18 protein-coding genes are annotated in these 17,360 nt (G+C 66.7%); 15 read left to right on the top strand and 3 right to left on the bottom strand.

All coding sequences use genetic code 11. The features are described from left to right. The first annotated feature begins 17 nt into the window (after positions 1–17). The 7 genes from BM297_RS00790 (at position 18) to hisC (ending at position 5,931) form a co-directional block, all read left to right on the top strand. The gene (locus BM297_RS00790) at positions 18–665 is read left to right on the top strand and encodes an MlaC/ttg2D family ABC transporter substrate-binding protein (RefSeq protein WP_092427339.1); all 648 of its coding nucleotides are present in this window, start codon (positions 18–20) and stop codon (positions 663–665) included. Beyond that, the gene (locus BM297_RS00785; RefSeq protein WP_092427337.1) at positions 662–970 is read left to right on the top strand and encodes an STAS domain-containing protein; all 309 of its coding nucleotides are present in this window, start codon (positions 662–664) and stop codon (positions 968–970) included. The genes BM297_RS00790 and BM297_RS00785 overlap by 4 nt, the downstream gene beginning before the upstream one ends. A 105-nt stretch (positions 971–1,075) precedes the next feature. Continuing rightward, positions 1,076–1,315 (top strand): BolA family protein, encoded by a 240-nt coding sequence (locus BM297_RS00780; RefSeq protein ID WP_092427335.1) that lies wholly within the window; start codon positions 1,076–1,078, stop codon positions 1,313–1,315. 22 nt (positions 1,316–1,337) lie between these two features. After that, positions 1,338–2,603 carry a UDP-N-acetylglucosamine 1-carboxyvinyltransferase gene (murA, locus tag BM297_RS00775; RefSeq protein ID WP_092427332.1) on the top strand — a complete coding sequence of 422 codons (1,266 nt, stop codon included), beginning with the start codon at positions 1,338–1,340 and terminating at the stop codon, positions 2,601–2,603. 9 nt (positions 2,604–2,612) lie between these two features. Next, positions 2,613–3,248, top strand: coding sequence for an ATP phosphoribosyltransferase (gene hisG, locus BM297_RS00770; protein WP_092427330.1), 636 nt, complete (start codon positions 2,613–2,615; stop codon positions 3,246–3,248). Between the two features lie 191 nt (positions 3,249–3,439). Further along, on the top strand, positions 3,440–4,750 hold the full coding sequence (gene hisD / locus BM297_RS00765; RefSeq protein WP_092427328.1) for a histidinol dehydrogenase: 1,311 nt from the start codon (positions 3,440–3,442) through the stop codon (positions 4,748–4,750). Between the two features lie 122 nt (positions 4,751–4,872). Next, positions 4,873–5,931 carry a histidinol-phosphate transaminase gene (hisC, locus tag BM297_RS00760; RefSeq protein WP_092427325.1) on the top strand — a complete coding sequence of 353 codons (1,059 nt, stop codon included), beginning with the start codon at positions 4,873–4,875 and terminating at the stop codon, positions 5,929–5,931. Between the two features lie 68 nt (positions 5,932–5,999). Here hisC and algW read toward each other — a convergent pair whose 3' ends face one another. Next, positions 6,000–7,145: a Do family serine endopeptidase AlgW gene (gene algW, locus BM297_RS00755; protein WP_092427322.1), complete on the bottom strand. Its 1,146-nt coding sequence runs from the start codon at positions 7,143–7,145 to the stop codon at positions 6,000–6,002. 104 nt (positions 7,146–7,249) lie between these two features. On the opposite strand from algW, the gene BM297_RS00750 reads away from it, so the two are divergent. The 3 genes from BM297_RS00750 to cysN all read left to right on the top strand — a co-directional run bounded on the left by BM297_RS00750 (position 7,250) and on the right by cysN (position 10,972). Then, positions 7,250–8,008, top strand: a complete 759-nt coding sequence (locus BM297_RS00750; protein WP_092427319.1) for a Nif3-like dinuclear metal center hexameric protein — start codon at positions 7,250–7,252, stop codon at positions 8,006–8,008. Between the two features lie 133 nt (positions 8,009–8,141). Continuing rightward, positions 8,142–9,059, top strand: coding sequence for a sulfate adenylyltransferase subunit CysD (gene cysD / locus BM297_RS00745; protein ID WP_090347120.1), 918 nt, complete (start codon positions 8,142–8,144; stop codon positions 9,057–9,059). An 11-nt stretch (positions 9,060–9,070) separates the two neighbouring features. Beyond that, positions 9,071–10,972 carry a sulfate adenylyltransferase subunit CysN gene (cysN, locus tag BM297_RS00740; RefSeq protein ID WP_092427316.1) on the top strand — a complete coding sequence of 634 codons (1,902 nt, stop codon included), beginning with the start codon at positions 9,071–9,073 and terminating at the stop codon, positions 10,970–10,972. Positions 10,973–11,111: 139 nt separating this feature from the next. Here cysN and BM297_RS00735 read toward each other — a convergent pair whose 3' ends face one another. Further along, entirely contained in the window at positions 11,112–11,537 is a 426-nt protein-coding gene (locus BM297_RS00735) for a Z-ring associated ZapG family protein (RefSeq protein WP_092427313.1), read from the bottom strand. A 113-nt stretch (positions 11,538–11,650) separates the two neighbouring features. On the opposite strand from BM297_RS00735, the gene BM297_RS00730 reads away from it, so the two are divergent. The 5 genes from BM297_RS00730 (at position 11,651) to BM297_RS00710 (ending at position 16,106) form a co-directional block, all read left to right on the top strand. Beyond that, a complete protein-coding gene (locus BM297_RS00730; protein ID WP_092427310.1) occupies positions 11,651–12,286 on the top strand; it encodes an alpha/beta hydrolase in 636 nt (211 codons plus the stop codon). Positions 12,287–12,309: 23 nt separating this feature from the next. Beyond that, positions 12,310–13,656, top strand: coding sequence for a tryptophan--tRNA ligase (locus BM297_RS00725; protein ID WP_092427307.1), 1,347 nt, complete (start codon positions 12,310–12,312; stop codon positions 13,654–13,656). Between the two features lie 106 nt (positions 13,657–13,762). Next, a complete protein-coding gene (gene zapE, locus BM297_RS00720) occupies positions 13,763–14,857 on the top strand; it encodes a cell division protein ZapE (RefSeq protein ID WP_092427304.1) in 1,095 nt (364 codons plus the stop codon). Between the two features lie 155 nt (positions 14,858–15,012). Then, complete coding sequence (locus tag BM297_RS00715) at positions 15,013–15,600, top strand: YajG family lipoprotein (protein ID WP_092427301.1); 588 nt, start codon at positions 15,013–15,015, stop codon at positions 15,598–15,600. A 200-nt stretch (positions 15,601–15,800) separates the two neighbouring features. Continuing rightward, the gene (locus tag BM297_RS00710; RefSeq protein ID WP_092427298.1) at positions 15,801–16,106 is read left to right on the top strand and encodes a hypothetical protein; all 306 of its coding nucleotides are present in this window, start codon (positions 15,801–15,803) and stop codon (positions 16,104–16,106) included. Positions 16,107–16,151: 45 nt separating this feature from the next. On the opposite strand, the gene BM297_RS00705 is transcribed toward BM297_RS00710, so the two are convergent. After that, positions 16,152–17,312 (bottom strand): 1-acyl-sn-glycerol-3-phosphate acyltransferase, encoded by a 1,161-nt coding sequence (locus tag BM297_RS00705; protein ID WP_092427295.1) that lies wholly within the window; start codon positions 17,310–17,312, stop codon positions 16,152–16,154. Positions 17,313–17,360: the final 48 nt, after the last annotated feature.

The following is a 17,360-nucleotide window of genomic DNA, read 5'->3' as shown; positions in this document are numbered from 1 at the left end:
CATTGGGGAACTCAAACATGCTCAAGATTCTGCGTCGCAGCCTGCTGGTACTGCTGGCCTGCCTGCCGTTCACCGTCCATGCTGTGGCGACCACTCCGCAGCAGCTGGTGCAGAACACCACCGATCAAGTGCTGGGCGAGCTGACCAGCAAGCGCGAGCAGTTCAAGCAGGATCCGGAGGCCTTCTATCAGGCGCTCGACGGCATTCTCGGTCCGGTGATCGACTTCGACGGCTTTGCCCGCGGGGTGATGACCGTGCGTTACAGCCGCCAGGCCACGCCACAGCAGATGCAGGCCTTCCAGGACAGCTTCAAGCGCAGTCTGGTCAAGTTCTACGGCGGCGCCCTGCTCGAGTACGACAACCAGCAGATCCGCATGCTGCCGCCGGTGGCGGCGCGCGAGCCGGGGCGGGCCACGGTGAACATGGAAGTGGTCGGTCGCAACGGCGCCATCTATCCGCTGACCTACACCCTCGAGCAGAAGGCGGATGGCTGGAAGGTGCGCAACGTGATCATCAACGGCATCAACATCGGCAAGCTGTTCCGCGACCAGTTCGCCGAGTCCATGCGCAGCCACGGCAACGATCTGGACAAGGTCATCGCCACCTGGGGTGACGCCGTGGCGCGGGCTCAGGAAAGTGCCGACGTGAAGGCCGGCCAGCAATGAGTCGAGGCTCGCTTCGCGAGGTGCAGGACGGTGGTCTGGCGCTGCACGGCGTGATCGACATGCATGTCGGCGCCGAGCTGCGCGACGCCGGGCGCCGGCTGCTCGCCGCCAGTCGCAGCTCCGAGGTGTGGATCGATTGTGCGGCCATCACCCAGAGCAGCAGTGTCGGTCTGTCGCTGCTGCTGTGCCTGCTGCGCGACGCCCGGGCGACCGGCAAGACCCTGCAGGTGCGCAACCTGCCGGAGGACATGCGGCAGGTCGCCGAAGTCTACGGTCTGCTCGAGCTGTTGCCGTTGGCCGATTGATGCGCTGCCGGCGTGCCATGGCGCCGGCGCGTGGGGTTCGCAGCTCGGGGGCTTTTTTGTATGATGTCCGGCCCGTTCGTGCCGGTCCCCAATCGAGGTTGAGTTATGCAGGCTGAAGACGTCAAACGCCATCTGGAAACCCAGTTGCCCGGCACCCGAGTGGAAGTCGAAGGGCAGGGCTGCGATTTCCAGCTGAACCTGGTCAGCGACGAACTGGCTGCCCTCAGCCCGGTCAAGCGCCAGCAGCAGATCTATGCCCATCTCAATGCCTGGATCGCCGATGGCAGCATCCACGCAGTGACCATGAAATTCTTCACCCAGGCTGCCTGGGCCGAGCGCGCCTGAGCGCCGGCGAACGAGATCCCCAATGGATAAACTGATCATTACCGGTGGCGCCCCGCTTGACGGGGAAATCCGCATTTCCGGCGCAAAGAACGCGGCCCTGCCGATCCTCGCCGCGACTCTGCTGGCCGATACCCCGGTCACCGTGCGCAACCTGCCGCACCTGCACGACATCACCACCATGATCGAGCTGTTCGGTCGCATGGGGGTCGAGCCGGTGATCAACGAGAAGCTCGACGTCCAGGTCGATGCCACCACCATCAAGACCCTGGTGGCGCCCTACGAGCTGGTCAAGACCATGCGCGCCTCGATCCTGGTCCTCGGTCCGATGGTCGCCCGCTTCGGTCAGGCCGAAGTGGCCCTGCCGGGCGGCTGTGCCATCGGCAGCCGTCCGGTCGACCTGCACATCCGCGGCCTCGAGGCGATGGGCGCGATCATCGACGTCGATGGCGGCTACATCAAGGCACGCGCCCCAGAAGGTGGCCTGCGCGGCGCGCACTTCTGCTTCGATACCGTCAGCGTGACCGGCACCGAGAACATCCTGATGGCCGCCACCCTGGCCAACGGCCGCAGCGTCCTCGAGAACGCCGCGCGCGAGCCGGAGGTGGTCGACCTGGCCAATATGCTGATCGCCATGGGCGCGCAGATCCAGGGTGCCGGCACCTCGACCATCACCGTCGATGGCGTCAAACGTCTGGGCGGTGGCAGCTACGCGGTGATGCCCGACCGCATCGAGACCGGCACCTTCCTGGTCGCCGCGGCGGCCAGTCGCGGCCGGGTCAAGCTCAAGGACACCGATCCGACCATCCTCGAGGCGGTGCTGCTCAAGCTGCAGGAAGCCGGCGCCGAGATCACTACCGGTGAGGACTGGATCGAGCTGGACATGAAGGGCAAGCGGCCCAAGGCGGTCAACGTGCGTACCGCACCGTACCCGGCGTTCCCCACCGACATGCAGGCGCAGTTCATCGCCATGAATGCGGTGGCCGAAGGTACCGGCACGGTGATCGAGACCATCTTCGAGAACCGCTTCATGCACGTGCAGGAAATGCAGCGCATGGGTGCGCACATCCAGATCGAGGGCAATACCGCCATCGTTACCGGTGTGCCGCGTCTCAAGGCTGCTCCGGTGATGGCTACCGACCTGCGCGCTTCCGCCAGCCTGGTGATCGCCGCGCTGGTCGCCGATGGCGATACCCTGATCGACCGCATCTACCACATCGATCGTGGCTACGAGTGCATCGAGGAAAAACTGCAACTGCTCGGCGCCAAGATCCGCCGTGTACCGGGCTAGGGGTAAGTCATGCTGACCATCGCGCTGTCCAAGGGCCGTATCCTCGACGATACCCTGCCGCTGCTGGCGGCTGCCGGCATCGTGCCGACCGAGAATCCGGACAAGAGCCGCAAGCTGATCATCCCGACCACCCAGGCCGACGTGCGCTTGCTGATCGTGCGCGCCACCGATGTGCCGACCTACGTCGAGCACGGCGCCGCCGACCTTGGCGTGGCCGGCAAGGATGTGCTGCTGGAATACGGCGGCCAGGGCCTCTACGAGCCGCTGGACCTGCAGATCGCGCAGTGCAAGCTGATGACCGCCGGCAAGGTCGGCGAGCCTGAGCCCAGGGGTCGTCTGCGGGTGGCGACCAAGTTCGTCAACGTCGCCAAGCGCTACTACGCCGAGCAGGGCCGCCAGGTCGACATCATCAAGCTGTACGGCTCCATGGAGCTGGCGCCGCTGGTAGGGCTGGCCGACAAGATCATCGACGTGGTCGACACCGGCAACACCCTGCGCGCCAACGGCCTGGAGCCCCAGGAGCTGATCTGCCACGTCAGCTCGCGGCTGGTGGTCAACAAGGCCTCGATGAAGATGCAGCACGCGCGCATCCAGGCGCTGATCGACACCCTGCGCCAGGCCGTGGAATCGCGTCGGCCGGCGTGAGCCATACCCGGCGCCAGGGACGGCGCCGCTGTCGACGCGTCTCCCAGTGCGGTCGACCATTTGCTGTTTTCCAGACGCGACCATCGGTCGCGACAGCCTATCCGTGTCATAGCCACAATTGCCGGGTGCCCGCACGGAAGGCCTGCTAGTCTAGCGGCGCCCGACCCCGCTTACGCCAGAGAGGCTTTGCCATGACCGCACCAATCGCCATCCGCCGACTCGACGCCGCCGATCCGCAGTTTGCCCGCCATCTGGATCATCTGCTGAGCTGGGAAAGCGTGTCTGACGATGCGGTCAACCAGCGCGTGCTGGAGATCATCAAGGGCGTGCGCGAGCGCGGCGATGCCGCGCTGGTCGAGTTCACCCGGCGCTTCGATGGCGTCGAGGCGACGTCGATGGCCGAGCTGATCCTGCCGCGTGAGCGTCTCGAGCTGGCCCTGACCCGCATCAGCGCCGAGCAGCGCACGGCGCTGGAGCAGGCTGCCGAACGCGTGCGCCTGTACCACGAGCGGCAGAAGCAGGACTCCTGGACCTACACCGAAGCCGACGGCACCGTGCTCGGCCAGCAGGTCACCCCGCTGGATCGCGCCGGTCTGTACGTGCCGGGCGGCAAGGCGGCCTATCCGTCCTCGGTGCTGATGAACGCCATCCCGGCCAAGGTGGCCGGCGTCGCCGAGGTGGTGATGGTGGTGCCGACCCCGCGCGGCGAACTCAACGAGCTGGTGCTGGCCGCCGCCTGCGTGGCCGGCGTCGACCGCGTGTTCACCATCGGCGGCGCCCAGGCCGTGGCCGCGCTGGCCTACGGCACCGAAAGTGTGCCGCAGGTGGACAAGGTGGTCGGTCCGGGCAACATCTACGTGGCCACCGCCAAGCGCCACGTGTTCGGCCAGGTCGGTATCGACATGATCGCTGGTCCTTCGGAGATCCTCGTAGTCTGCGACGGTCAGACCGATCCGGACTGGATCGCCATGGACCTGTTCTCCCAGGCCGAGCACGACGAGGACGCCCAGTCGATCCTGGTCAGCCCGGACGCCGCCTTCCTCGACAGGGTGGCCGAGAGCATCGCCCGGCTGCTGCCGACCATGGAGCGTGCCGAGATCATCCGCACCTCGCTGGAGGCCCGCGGTGCGCTGATCCGGGTCGCCGACATGGCGCAAGCCATCGCCGTGGCCAACCGCATCGCCCCCGAGCACCTCGAGCTGTCGGTGGCCGAACCGCAGCAGTGGCTGGCGCAGATCCGTCACGCTGGCGCGATCTTCATGGGCAGGTACACCGCCGAGGCGCTGGGCGACTACTGCGCCGGGCCGAACCACGTGCTGCCGACCTCCGGCACCGCGCGCTTCTCCTCGCCGCTGGGGGTCTACGACTTCCAGAAGCGCTCGTCGATCATCTACTGCTCCGCTGCCGGCGCCTCCGAACTGGGCAAAACCGCCTCGGTGCTGGCCCGCGGCGAGTCGCTGACCGCCCACGCGCGCAGCGCCGAGTACCGCATCAAGAATTGAATCCGCAGGGTGGGGGCAGGCCGCTGGTCGTAACCCACCGTAGCGGGATGTAGATCATTCCGGTGGGTCACGCCGTCGCACGGCTGACCCACCCTGCGAAAATCATTCGAGGAGAGAAGGGCGTGAGCAAATTCTGGAGTCCCTTCGTCAAGGACCTGGTGCCCTACGTGCCGGGCGAGCAGCCCAAGCTGGAACGGCTGGTCAAGCTCAACACCAACGAGAACCCCTACGGCCCATCGCCGAAGGTGCTCGAGGCGATCGGCGCCGAACTGGACGACAATCTGCGCCTGTACCCGGACCCCAACGGCGAGCGCCTCAAGCAGACCATCGCCGACTACTATGGCGTGCAGCCCGCCCAGGTGTTCGTCGGCAACGGTTCCGACGAGGTACTGGCGCACGTGTTCCACGGCCTGTTCCAGCACGGTCGGCCGCTGCTGTTTCCCGACGTCAGCTACAGCTTCTATCCGGTGTACTGCGGCCTGTATGGCATCCCGTTCGAGACCGTGGCGCTGGACGAGCAGTTCCAGATCAACGTGGCGGACTACGCGCGGCCCAACGGCGGCATCATCTTCCCCAACCCCAATGCGCCGACCGGTTGCCTGCTGCCGCTGACGGCGATCCGCCAGCTGCTCGAGGCCAACCGCGAGTCGGTGGTGGTGGTCGACGAGGCCTACGTCGACTTCGGCGGCGAGAGCGCGATCAGCCTGGTCGACCAGTACCCCAACCTGCTGGTGACCCAGACCCTGTCCAAGTCGCGCTCGCTGGCCGGTCTGCGCGTCGGCCTGGCGGTCGGCAATGCCGAACTGATCGAGGCGCTGGAGCGGATCAAGAACAGCTTCAACTCCTACCCGCTCGATCGCCTGGCGCTGGCCGGCGCGGTGGCGGCGTTCGAGGATCAGGACTACTTCGAGCAGACCTGCCAGGCGGTGATCGCCAGCCGCGAGCAGCTGGTCAGCGAGTTGCAGGATCTGGGCTTCGAGGTGCTGCCGTCGGCGGCCAACTTCATCTTCGCCCGCCACCCGCAGCACGATGCCGCCACCCTGGCTGCGGCGCTGCGCGAGCAGGGGGTGATCGTGCGCCACTTCAAGCAGGCGCGCATCAGCCAGTTCCTGCGCATCACCATCGGCACCGCCGAGCAGAACATGGCGTTGCAGGAAGCGCTGACGCCACTGGTGCGCTGACCCCGCCGCACCTGGCGACAAAACGACAACGGCGCCTGCGGGCGCCGTTGTTGTTGTCGGGCACGGGATTACTCGTTGCTCACCGCCGGGCGCAGGCCGACCTCGGCGCTGAGCTGGTGGGTCTCGCCACCGCGCATGACCTCGATGCGGATCTTCTCGCCCGGCCGCTTGCGCGCCACTTGGTTCATCGTCCGGCGGCCGTCACTGGCCGGTTCGCCGTCGATGGCGAGGATCACGTCGCCCGGCTGCAGGCCGGCACGCAGGGCCGGGCTGCCGCGGTAGATGCCGGCGACGATGATACCGGTCTGGCCGTGCTGCAGACCGATGGATTCGGCCAGTTCGGCGGTCAGCGGCTGCACCTCGAGGCCGAGCCAGCCGCGGATCACCTGGCCGTGGGCGATGATCGCTTCCATCACCTCCTGGGCCAGTCGGGTCGGGATGGCGAAACCGATGCCCTGCGAACCGCCGGAGCGGGAGAAGATCGCCGTGTTGATGCCGATCAGGTTGCCGCGGGCATCCACCAGGGCGCCGCCGGAGTTGCCTGGATTGATCGCCGCATCGGTCTGGATGAAGTCCTCGTAGGTGTTGAGGCCGAGCTGGTTGCGCCCGGTGGCGCTGATGATGCCCATGGTCACCGTCTGGCCGACGCCGAACGGGTTGCCGATGGCCAGGGTGACGTCGCCGATGCGGATGTTGTCGGAGCGGCCGAGGGTGATCGCCGGCAGGTCGGGCAGGTCGATCTTGAGCACCGCCAGGTCGGTTTCCGGGTCGCTGCCGATCACCCGCGCCAGGGTCTCGCGGCCGTCCTTGAGGGCGACGATGATCTGGTCGGCGCCGGCGGTGACGTGGTTGTTGGTCAGCAGGTAGCCCTTGGGGCTCATGATCACCGCCGAGCCGAGGCTGGACTCCATGCGCCGCTGACGGGGCAGGTTGTCGCCGAAGAAGCGGCGGAACTGCGGATCGTCGAACAGCGGGTGACTGGGCTTGTCGACCACCTTGGTGGTGTACAGGTTGGCCACCGCCGGGGCGGCCAGCTCCACCGCGTCGCTGTAGGACACCGGCCCCAGCGCCGGCAGGCCGAGGGCCGGCGCCTGGCGCAGTTCGAGGTCCTGCTGGTCGCGGCCGACCCACTGGGGGAACAGCTGGATCACCAGCAGGGCCAGCAGCAGGCCGGCGATAACCGGCCAGCCGAGAAAACGCAGCGCCTTGTGCATCGGGAGTCCTTGAGGTTGCGGGGGCGGAAGGTGGCCTTTAAGGTGGCGGCATTATACGAGGCCGGCGCGCGGGAAGCAGTCGCCAACTGTTACGGAGCATCACCATGGCCATTGCCCTGAATACCCTGGTCGCCGAGTGCGATCGCTACCTGGATGCCGCGCGCATCGCCGACTACTGCCCCAACGGCCTGCAGGTCGAGGGCCGCGCCGAGGTGCGGCGCATCGTCAGCGGGGTCACCGCCAGCCAGGCGCTGCTGGATGCCGCGGTCGAGGCGCAGGCCGATGTGGTGCTGGTGCACCACGGCTATTTCTGGAAGAACGAGAATCCCTGCGTCACCGGCATCAAGCAGCGCCGCCTGAAGACCCTGCTCAGTCACGACATCAGCCTGCTGGCCTACCACCTGCCGCTGGACCTGCACCCCGAGGTGGGCAACAACGTGCAGCTGGCCCGGCGCCTCGGCCTGCAGGTGGAGGGGCCGCTGGAGCCGGGCAATCCGCGTTCGGTCGGCCTGCTGGGCAGCCTCACCGAGCCTCTGGCGCCGGCCGCCTTTGCCGCGCGGGTGGCCGCGGTGCTGGGTCGCGAGCCGCTGCTAGTGCCCGGCTGCGGGCCGATTCGCCGGGTGGCCTGGTGCACCGGCGCGGCGCAGGGCTACATCGAGCAGGCGATCGCTGCCGGCGTGGATGCCTATCTGAGCGGCGAGGTGTCCGAGTCCACCGTGCACAGTGCGCGCGAGAGCGGACTCAGTTTCCTCGCCGCCGGTCATCACGCCACCGAGCGCTACGGGGTGCAGGCGCTGGGCGACTATCTGGCGCAGCGCTTCGGTGTCGAGCACCGCTTTATCGATTGCGACAACCCGGTCTGAGCGGCCGCGCTTGGGCATATTTATAGAATGATTGGTTCTAGTGCGTCGCCTTATTAGAAGTTGGGTGGCGTGCTATCGTGCGCGCACGTTCACGGCCCGCCGGCCGCAACCCGTATGTCTTATGTGAGTAGCCATGGTCGACAAACTGACGCATCTGAAACAGCTGGAGGCGGAAAGCATCCACATCATCCGTGAGGTGGCCGCCGAGTTCGATAACCCGGTGATGCTGTACTCGATCGGCAAGGATTCTGCCGTCATGCTGCATCTGGCCCGCAAGGCCTTCTTCCCCGGCAAGCTGCCGTTCCCGGTGTTGCACGTCGACACGCGCTGGAAGTTCCAGGAGATGTACGAGTTTCGCAGCAAGATGGTCGAGGAGATGGGCCTTGAGCTGATCACCCACATCAATCCGGACGGCGTCGCCCAGGACATGAACCCGTTCACCTACGGCAGTGCCAAGCACACTGACGTGATGAAGACCGAGGGGCTCAAGCAGGCGCTGGACAAGTACGGTTTCGACGCCGCCTTCGGCGGTGCGCGCCGCGACGAGGAGAAGTCGCGGGCCAAGGAGCGCGTCTACTCGTTCCGCGACAGCAAGCACCGCTGGGACCCGAAGAACCAGCGCCCCGAGCTGTGGAACGTCTACAACGGCAAGGTCAAGAAGGGCGAGTCGATCCGCGTGTTCCCGCTGTCCAACTGGACCGAGCTGGACATCTGGCAGTACATCTACCTCGAGCAGATCCCGATCGTGCCGCTGTACTTCGCCGCCGAACGCGAGGTGGTCGAACTCAACGGTGCGCTGATCATGATCGATGACGAGCGCATCCTTGAGCACCTGACTCCGGAACAGAAGGCCAGCATCACCAAGAAGATGGTGCGTTTCCGCACCCTGGGCTGCTACCCGCTGACCGGCGCCGTGGAGTCCACCGCGACCACCCTGCCGGAAATCATCCAGGAGATGCTCCTGACCCGCACCTCCGAGCGCCAGGGCCGGGTCATCGACCACGACCAGGCCGGCTCGATGGAAGAAAAGAAACGTCAGGGCTACTTCTAAGGTTTCGCATCATGTCGCATCAATCTGATCTGATCAGCGAGGACATCCTCGCCTACCTGGCCCAGCACGAACGCAAGGAACTGCTGCGCTTTCTCACCTGCGGCAACGTCGACGACGGCAAGAGCACCCTGATCGGGCGCCTGCTGCACGACTCCAAGATGATCTACGAGGATCATCTGGAAGCCATCACCCGCGATTCCAAGAAGGTCGGCACCACCGGCGATGACGTCGACCTGGCGTTGCTGGTCGACGGCCTGCAGGCCGAGCGCGAGCAGGGCATCACCATCGACGTGGCCTATCGCTACTTCTCGACCGCCAAGCGCAAGTTCATCATCGCCGACACCCCCGGCCATGAGCAGTACACCCGCAACATGGCCACCGGCGCGTCGACCTGCGATCTGGCGATCATCCTGATCGACGCCCGCTACGGCGTGCAGACCCAGACCCGCCGGCACAGCTTCATCGCCTCCTTGCTGGGCATCAAGCACATCGTCGTAGCCATCAACAAGATGGACCTGATGGACTTCGATCAGGGCGTGTTCGAGAGCATCAAGGCCGACTACCTGCAGTTCGCCGAGCGCATCAACCTCAAGCCCAGCTCGCTGCACTTCGTGCCGATGTCGGCGCTGAAGGGCGACAACGTGGTCAATCACTGCGAGCGCGCGCCCTGGTACCAGGGGCCAACGCTGATGGAGATCCTCGAGACCGTCGAGATCGCCGCCGACCGCAACCTGACCGACATGCGTTTCCCGGTGCAGTACGTCAACCGGCCGAACCTGAACTTCCGCGGCTTCGCCGGCACCCTGGCCAGCGGTATCGTGCACAAGGGCGACGAGGTCGCCGTGCTGCCGTCGGGCAAGACCAGCAAGGTGCGCTCCATCGTCACCTTCGATGGCGAGCTGGAGCAGGCGATTCCCGGCCAGGCGGTGACCCTGACCCTGGAAGACGAGATCGACGTGTCGCGCGGCGACATGCTGGTGCATGTCGACAACCGTCCGCGGGTTGCCGACAGCTTCGACGCCATGCTGGTGTGGATGGCCGAGGAGCCGCTGCTGCCGGGCAAGAAGTACGACATCAAGCGCGCCACCAGCTACGTGCCGGGCAACATCGTCGGCATCGAGCACCGCGTCGACGTCAACAGCCTCGAGCAGCTGGCCGCCAGCGAGCTCAAGCTCAACGAGATCGGCAAGGTGCGCGTCAGCCTGGATGCGCCGATCGCCCTCGACGGCTACGAGCACAATCGCACCACCGGCGCGTTCATCGTCATCGACCGCCTGACCAACGGCACCGTCGGTGCCGGCATGATCATCGCCGAACCGCTGGCCGGACAGAACACCGTCGGCCACCACGGCCAGCTGGCCCACGTCAGCGCCGAGGAACGCGCCGCGCGTCTTGGTCAGCAGCCGGTCACCGTGCTGTTCAGCGGCCTGTCCGGCGCCGGCAAGAGCACCCTGGCCTACGCCGTGGAGCGCAAGCTGTTCGACAGCGGCCGTGCGGTCTACGTGCTGGACGGCCAGAACCTGCGTCATGACCTGAACAAGGGCCTGCCGCTGGATCGCGCCGGGCGCACCGAGAACTGGCGGCGTGCCGCGCAGGTGGCCAAGCAGTTCAACGAGGCCGGCCTGTTGACCCTGGCCGCCTTCGTCGCTCCGGATGCCGAAGGGCGTGAGCAGGCGCGCGCGGCGATCGGTGCCGAGCGGCTGATCACCGTCTACGTGCAGGCCTCGCCGCAGGTCTGCCGCGAACGCGATCCGCAGGGCCTGTACGCGGCCGGCGAGGACAACATCCCCGGCGAGTCGTTCGCCTACGACGTGCCGCTGGATGCCGATCTGGTGATCGACACCCAGTCCGTCTCGGTGGAAGAGGGCGTGCGTCAGGTGCTGGCGCTGCTGCGCACGCGCGGCGCGATCTGATCCTGCGGCACTGAACGATAAGGCCCCGGCAGCAGTGCCGGGGCCTTGTCGTTTGTGGGGTGGCGCAAAGTCACCGGGACTTTCCTGCAGGCAAAAAGAAGCCCCGCAGGGCGGGGCTTGGCGGGGCGCGGCGGGCGCGTCAGGCCTTCTTCAGCACCTCTTCGTCGTGCAGGGAGCCGGAGTTGCCCGGGGCGTAGTCCTTCGGCGGCTCGGTGCTGGCCGGCGCGGTGATGCGCTCGCGGGCCGGCTGGCTGCTCTCGCTGAGGGCGGCGAGCAGGCGCTGGCGGGTCAGCTCGTCGAGGGCCAGGCGGCTGGCACCCTCGGACAGGTGCTCCTGGATGTCCTGATAGTTCTGGGTGAGCTTCTGCACCAGGCTGGCCGTGGTGTTGAAGTGGCTGACCACTTCGCTCTGATAGGCCTCGAAGCGCTCCTGCATCTCGTCCAGCTTGTTCTGGACGCCGCCGGGGGCAGCGCCCGGCAGCAGGCGGGCGAGCAGAAAACCGATGGCAACCCCGACAACCAGGGCCAGGGCTGGCAGCAGCCAGGCAGCAAATGACTGTTCCACGAATCCTTCCTCTATACACGGGATTTGCATTACGTTAGCGGGTCAGGCCGGCGCTGTATAGCACTGGCAGTGTGCTAGACGAGTCTCCCCCTGCTGGGGTCACGGAGCTTCCAGTGTCATTGACCGAAATTCCCCTGCTGCTCGAGGGCCCCTGCGGCGCGCTCGAAGCCTTGTATCTGGGTCGCGCCGATGCCCGCGGCCTGGCGCTGATCTGCCATCCCCACCCGCTGCATGCCGGCAGTATGCACAACAAGGTGGTCGCCACCCTGCAGCGCACCGCGCGCGATGCCGGCTACGCCACCCTGCGCTTCAACTTCCGCGGCGTCGGGCAGAGTGTCGGCGAGCACGCCCATGGCGAGGGCGAGATCGACGACGCCGAAGCCGCGGCGCGCTGGCTGCTGGCGCAGCATCCCGGTCTGCCGCTGAGCCTGCTCGGCTTCTCCTTCGGCTCCTGCGTGGCGGCCTGCCTGGCCGGGCGCCTGGAAGGCCAGGGCATCGCCGTCGAGCGCCTGTTCATGCTGGCGCCGCCGGTGCAGCGCTTCAGCGTCGACGGCCGCTTGCCGCAGCGCGCGGCGCTGACGGTGATCCAGCCCGAGGCCGACGAGGTGGTCACCCCCGAGGCGGTGTACGCCTGGTCGGCGGCGCTGGAACGTGCCCATGAGCTGCTCAAAGTGGCAGAATGCGGCCACTTCTTTCACGGCAAGCTGAACGAGCTGAAAGCGCTGGTTCTGCCGCGCCTCCAATCCTGATCCAGTACGACAAGCGATCGACCATGACCACCCGTATTCTCACCGGCATCACCACCACCGGTACTCCTCACCTGGGCAACTACGCCGGCGCCATCCGCCCGGCGATCCGTGCCAGCCGTGCGGACAACGTGGACTCCTTCTATTTCCTCGCCGACTACCACGCGCTGATCAAGTGCGACGACCCGCAGCGCATCCAGCGTTCGCGCCTGGAGATCGCCGCCACCTGGCTGGCCTGCGGCCTCGATCCCGAGCGGGTGACCTTCTATCGCCAGTCGGACATTCCCGAGATTCCCGAGCTGACCTGGCTGCTCACCTGTGTGGCGGCCAAGGGCCTGCTCAACCGCGCCCACGCCTACAAGGCCTCGGTCGACCAGAACGTGGCCAAGGGCGAGGACCCGGACGCCGGGGTGACCATGGGCCTGTTCAGCTATCCGGTGCTGATGGCCGCCGACATCCTGATGTTCAACGCTCACCAGGTGCCGGTCGGCCGCGACCAGATCCAGCACGTGGAGATGGCCCGCGACATCGGCCAGCGCTTCAACCACCTGTTCGGTGCGGGGCGCGAGCTGTTCACCCTGCCCGAGGCGCTGATCGAGGAGAGCGTGGCGACCCTGCCGGGCCTCGACGGGCGCAAGATGAGCAAGAGCTACGACAACACCATCCCGCTGTTCGGCACCAGCAAACAGCTCAAGGACGCCGTGGCGCGCATCGTCACCGACTCGCGCCTGCCGGGCGAGCCGAAGGATGCCGACAGCTCGCACCTGTTCACCCTGCATCAGGCCTTCGCCAGTGCCGAGCAGAGTGCCGCGTTCCGTGCCGAGCTGCTGGGCGGCCTGGCCTGGGGCGAGGCCAAGCAGCGCCTGTACGAGCTGCTGGAAAGCGAGCTGGGCGAGGCCCGCGAGCGCTACAACACGCTGATCGCCCGTCCCGCCGATCTCGAGGACATCCTCCTCGCCGGTGCCGCCAAGGCGCGCCGGATCGCCACGCCGTTCCTCAACGAGCTGCGCGAGGCGGTCGGCCTGCGCTCGTTCCGCAACGAGGTGCAGGTGGCGGGCGGCGCGAAGAAGAAGGCGGCCAAGGGCGCGCGCTTCGTCAGCTTCCGCGACGACGACGGCAGCTTCCGCTTCCGCCTGCTGGATGCCGACGGCAGCCAGCTGCTGCTGTCGGTGAGCTTCGCCGATGGCAAGAGCGCGGGCATGGTCAGCAAGCGCCTGCAGGGTGGCGAGCTGGACCTGCGTGCCGAGGGCGAGGGCTTCGCCTTGTGGCTGGACGATGCGCCGGTGGCGCACAGCCCGGCCTACGTCGCGGCCGACGAGCGCGAGGCGGCGATGGCGCGCCTGGCAGAGGCGCTGGCCGCGCAGGAAGCCTGAAGGCAGTCCGGCGGCGGCGCCTGCGGCCGCCGGGCGCAGTGGCGAATTGCCAAGAGCGGGGTGCGTGGTTAAAGTGTCGGCCCCGTTTCTTAACCACGTTGCCGTCATGACCCCGCTCGAACGCTACCAGGCTGATCTGAAACGCCCCGACTTCTTCCACGATGCCGCACAGGAAAACGCCGTGCGCCATCTGCAGCGTCTGTACGACGATCTGGTGGCCGAGCAGCAGGATCCGGGCTTGCTGGGCAAGCTGTTCGGTCGCAAGAAGAACCCGGCGCCGATCAAGGGCATCTACTTCTGGGGCGGCGTGGGTCGCGGCAAGACCTACCTGGTCGACACCTTCTTCGACGCGCTGCCGTTCAAGCAGAAGATGCGCACCCACTTCCACCGCTTCATGAAGCGCGTGCACGAGGAAATGAAGACCCTCAAGGGCGAGAAGAACCCGCTGACCATCATCGGCAAGCGCTTCGCCGACGAGGCACGGGTGATCTGCTTCGACGAGTTCTTCGTCTCCGACATCACCGACGCGATGATCCTCGCCACCCTGCTCGACGAGCTGTTCAAGAACGGCGTGAGCCTGGTGGCGACCTCCAACATCGTTCCGGACGGCCTGTACCGCGACGGTCTGCAGCGCGCGCGCTTCCTGCCGGCGATCGCCCTGCTCAAGCAGCACACCGAGATCGTCAACGTCGACAGCGGCATCGACTACCGCCTGCGTGCCCTCGAGCAGGCCGAGCTGTACCACTTCCCGCTGGATGCCGAGGCCGAGCTGAGCCTGGACCGGAGCTTCCGCAGCCTGCTGACCGAGAACTGCCACGTGCAGGACAACGAGGTGCTGCTGATCGAGAACCGCGAGATCCGCGCACGCAAGGTGGCCAACGACGTCGCCTGGTTCGAGTTCCGCGAGCTGTGCGACGGTCCGCGCAGCCAGAACGACTACATCGAGCTGGGCAAGATATTCGGCGCCGTACTGGTGTCGAATGTCGAGCAGATGGGCGTGAGCAAGGACGACATGGCGCGGCGCTTCATCAACCTGGTGGACGAGTTCTACGACCGCAACGTCAAGCTGATCCTCTCCGCCGAAGTGGAATTGAAGGACCTGTACACCGGCGGGCGCCTGGAGTTCGAGTTCCAGCGCACCCTGAGCCGCCTGCTCGAGATGCAGTCCCACGAGTTCCTCAGCCGGCCGCACAAGCCGTGACCCAAGAGGGCGCCCCGATCGGGCGCCCTTGTCGTTTGTGGGCGGTGCAACTCTGCCCGCCGGCGATGGTCGCAAATAAGTGGCCTCTGTCGCGGCGCCCTGTCTGGCTGGGTATACTGCCGCGCATTTCCTGTCCAACCTCCGGAGAGATGAACATGCTGCCCCGTCTGCTGTTTGGCCTGCTTGCTGCTGCCAGTCTGGCCTTGGTCGGCTGTGCCCACAGCCCGCAACACCTGAGTCTGCAACCCATGGTCACCGCCCAGCTCAACCCGATCGGTCAGGGCCAGCCGGTGGTGGTGCGCGTGGTCGACGGGCGCTCCTCGCCGGTGCTCGGCACCCGTGGCGGCCTGTACCCGGAAACCAGTGCGATCAGCGTGGCCGGCCAGGACATCGTGCCCAAGCTGCAGGGCCAGGCCGAGGCGGCGGTGCGCCTGCTCGGTTTCACGCCGACGCCCAATGCCTACAATGCGCCGCAGCTGACCCTGACCCTGACCGACATGAAATACCAGTCGCCCCGGGACGGCAGCTATGTCACCGAGGCCAACATCAGTGCCAGCATCCGCGCCGATGTGCAGAACAGCGTGCGCCGCTACAGCGGCCGCTACGCCGCGACCCTGAATCAACGCTTCGGCATGGCGCCGAACCAGCAGACCAACACCAAGCTGGTCAGCGATGTGCTCAGCGACGCGCTGACCCGGGTGTTCAAGGATCCGACCATCGGCCAGCTGCTGAACAACCAGTAAGTCCGGTCGATAGCGAAAAAAGGCGGTGGTGATCCCATCGCCTTTTTTCTGCCCGGCGGTTGCTGCGCCGGTCGGAAAGCCGGTGAGCGCGGGGTGCGGCGGGGGATAGACTTGGGCGCTTTTTCAGGGGCGCCGGCGCTGCCGGCGGATCGCGTGCTGGTTGCTTGGCAGGGCCGTGGGGCGTTGTCGGGAGGTTGTGGATGTCGTTGCAGCAGTTGTGGTTGATGTGTCTGAGCTATCCGGCGCAGGTGGTCAACGGTCTGGCATTGTTCCTGGCGCTGGCGGGAGGCTGGTTGCTGTTGGCGACGCGCCTGCGCGAGCAGCGGGCGGCAGCGCGCCTGCTCCTCGACGGCGAACTGGCGACGCTGGCGGAGGCGGGACTGGCCGGCGACGCGCGCAGCGAGCGACTCAACCGCTTCTTCTACGCTTTCGGCGCCGCCAGCCTGCTGGCGGCGCTGCTGCTGTCCTGGCTGAGCACCAGCCTGCAGGCCGCGGCGCTGCGCTGAACATCGCCACCCACAGCGGCTGGTGCGCGCCGGCTGGCTGCCGCCTTACAGCAGTCCGGCGCGGCTGAGGTACTGATTACGTACCGGGTTGGCGTACTGCATCACCAGATACGGGCGCTGCTCGACCGGGCAGGCGCCCAGGCGGCGCTGCCACTCGGCTTCGGCGCGCGCCAGCTCGGCGGCCTCGAACAGCTCGCTGGCGGTCGGCACCTGCAGCTGCGGGTCGCGCTCATCCCACATGGCATAGGCCAGGTAGTTCACCGGGAACAGGCGGTAGTTGACGAGGATCGCCTGGTCGATGCGTTGTGCCAGCTGCTTGGCATCGGCGTCGGGCGCCGTCACCTCGGGGTTGAAGCCGATGTGCACGCGGCCCTTGTAGCCGGTGATGCCCAGCGCGATGCTGGCGTCGTCCTCGCCCTGCGCCTTGCTGTAGCTGCCGGTAGTGGCGCGGATGTACAGCTCGCGGGCCTTGGCCTGGTCGCAGGGGTCGTATTCGTAGCTGATCGAGATCGGCACCAGGTGCAGGTCGCGCAGGGTGCTGGCGAACTCCTCGTCCTTGCGGCTCATGTGGAACATCTTGAGGATCGCCGAGTCGGTACGGTCGTCGCCGTCCTTGGCACGGCCTTCGGCCTGGGCGATCCAGATCGACTCGCCTTCGTTGCGGATCGAGTGGTTGATGTAGGCGGAGAGGGTCTGGAAGGCCGCCAGCTTCTCGCGTCGGCCGGTCAGCGAGCGGTGCACGATGAAGCACTTGTTCAAGCGCATCAGGTCGCTGACGAAGGGTTTCTGCAGCAGGTTGTCGCCGATGGCCAGGCGCGGCGTGGGCAGTCCGGCGTGGTACAGCGCATAGTTGACGAACGCCGGATCCATGACGATGTCGCGGTGGTTGCTGAGGAACAGGTAGGGGCGGCCCTTCTGCAGCTGCTCCAGTCCCGAGTAGCTGATGCCGTCGCTGGCGTGCTCGATGCTGCGATCGACGTAGGGTTCGATCTTGCCCTGCAGGGCGGTCACGCTGTCGACGCCGTGGATTTCGCGGCGCAGGTAGTGGGCAATCACCGGCTTGAGCAGCCAGCCGAGCGGGCCGGCCAGGCGCGGGAAGCGGTAGCGGGTGAGGGTGGAGAGGAAGGCGTCGTCGGCGAGCAGGCGCTCGAGGACGGGGCGGACTTCCGCGTCTGCATAGGGTCGGATGGCTTCGAACTCGCCCATTAGTGTCTCTTGACCAGGGAATTTGCTGTGCGGCGGCTGGAAGTTCCG

The sequence above is a fragment of the Geopseudomonas sagittaria genome, assembly GCF_900115715.1.
Lineage (GTDB): Bacteria > Pseudomonadota > Gammaproteobacteria > Pseudomonadales > Pseudomonadaceae > Geopseudomonas > Geopseudomonas sagittaria.
The sequence above is the reverse complement of the archived record's forward strand: the minus strand, read 5'-3'. Positions and strand labels throughout refer to the sequence as shown.

Coding starts and splice junctions, on each gene's coding strand:
- BM297_RS00790 (WP_092427339.1), top strand. CDS start 18: ATGCTCAAGATTCTGCGTCGCAGCCTGCTGGTACTGCTGGCCTGCCTG.
- BM297_RS00785 (WP_092427337.1), top strand. CDS start 662: ATGAGTCGAGGCTCGCTTCGCGAGGTGCAGGACGGTGGTCTGGCGCTG.
- BM297_RS00780 (WP_092427335.1), top strand. CDS start 1,076: ATGCAGGCTGAAGACGTCAAACGCCATCTGGAAACCCAGTTGCCCGGC.
- murA (WP_092427332.1), top strand. CDS start 1,338: ATGGATAAACTGATCATTACCGGTGGCGCCCCGCTTGACGGGGAAATC.
- hisG (WP_092427330.1), top strand. CDS start 2,613: ATGCTGACCATCGCGCTGTCCAAGGGCCGTATCCTCGACGATACCCTG.
- hisD (WP_092427328.1), top strand. CDS start 3,440: ATGACCGCACCAATCGCCATCCGCCGACTCGACGCCGCCGATCCGCAG.
- algW (WP_092427322.1), bottom strand. CDS start 7,145: ATGCACAAGGCGCTGCGTTTTCTCGGCTGGCCGGTTATCGCCGGCCTG.
- BM297_RS00750 (WP_092427319.1), top strand. CDS start 7,250: ATGGCCATTGCCCTGAATACCCTGGTCGCCGAGTGCGATCGCTACCTG.
- cysD (WP_090347120.1), top strand. CDS start 8,142: ATGGTCGACAAACTGACGCATCTGAAACAGCTGGAGGCGGAAAGCATC.
- cysN (WP_092427316.1), top strand. CDS start 9,071: ATGTCGCATCAATCTGATCTGATCAGCGAGGACATCCTCGCCTACCTG.
- BM297_RS00725 (WP_092427307.1), top strand. CDS start 12,310: ATGACCACCCGTATTCTCACCGGCATCACCACCACCGGTACTCCTCAC.
- zapE (WP_092427304.1), top strand. CDS start 13,763: ATGACCCCGCTCGAACGCTACCAGGCTGATCTGAAACGCCCCGACTTC.
- BM297_RS00715 (WP_092427301.1), top strand. CDS start 15,013: ATGCTGCCCCGTCTGCTGTTTGGCCTGCTTGCTGCTGCCAGTCTGGCC.
- BM297_RS00710 (WP_092427298.1), top strand. CDS start 15,801: ATGTCGTTGCAGCAGTTGTGGTTGATGTGTCTGAGCTATCCGGCGCAG.
- BM297_RS00705 (WP_092427295.1), bottom strand. CDS start 17,312: ATGGGCGAGTTCGAAGCCATCCGACCCTATGCAGACGCGGAAGTCCGC.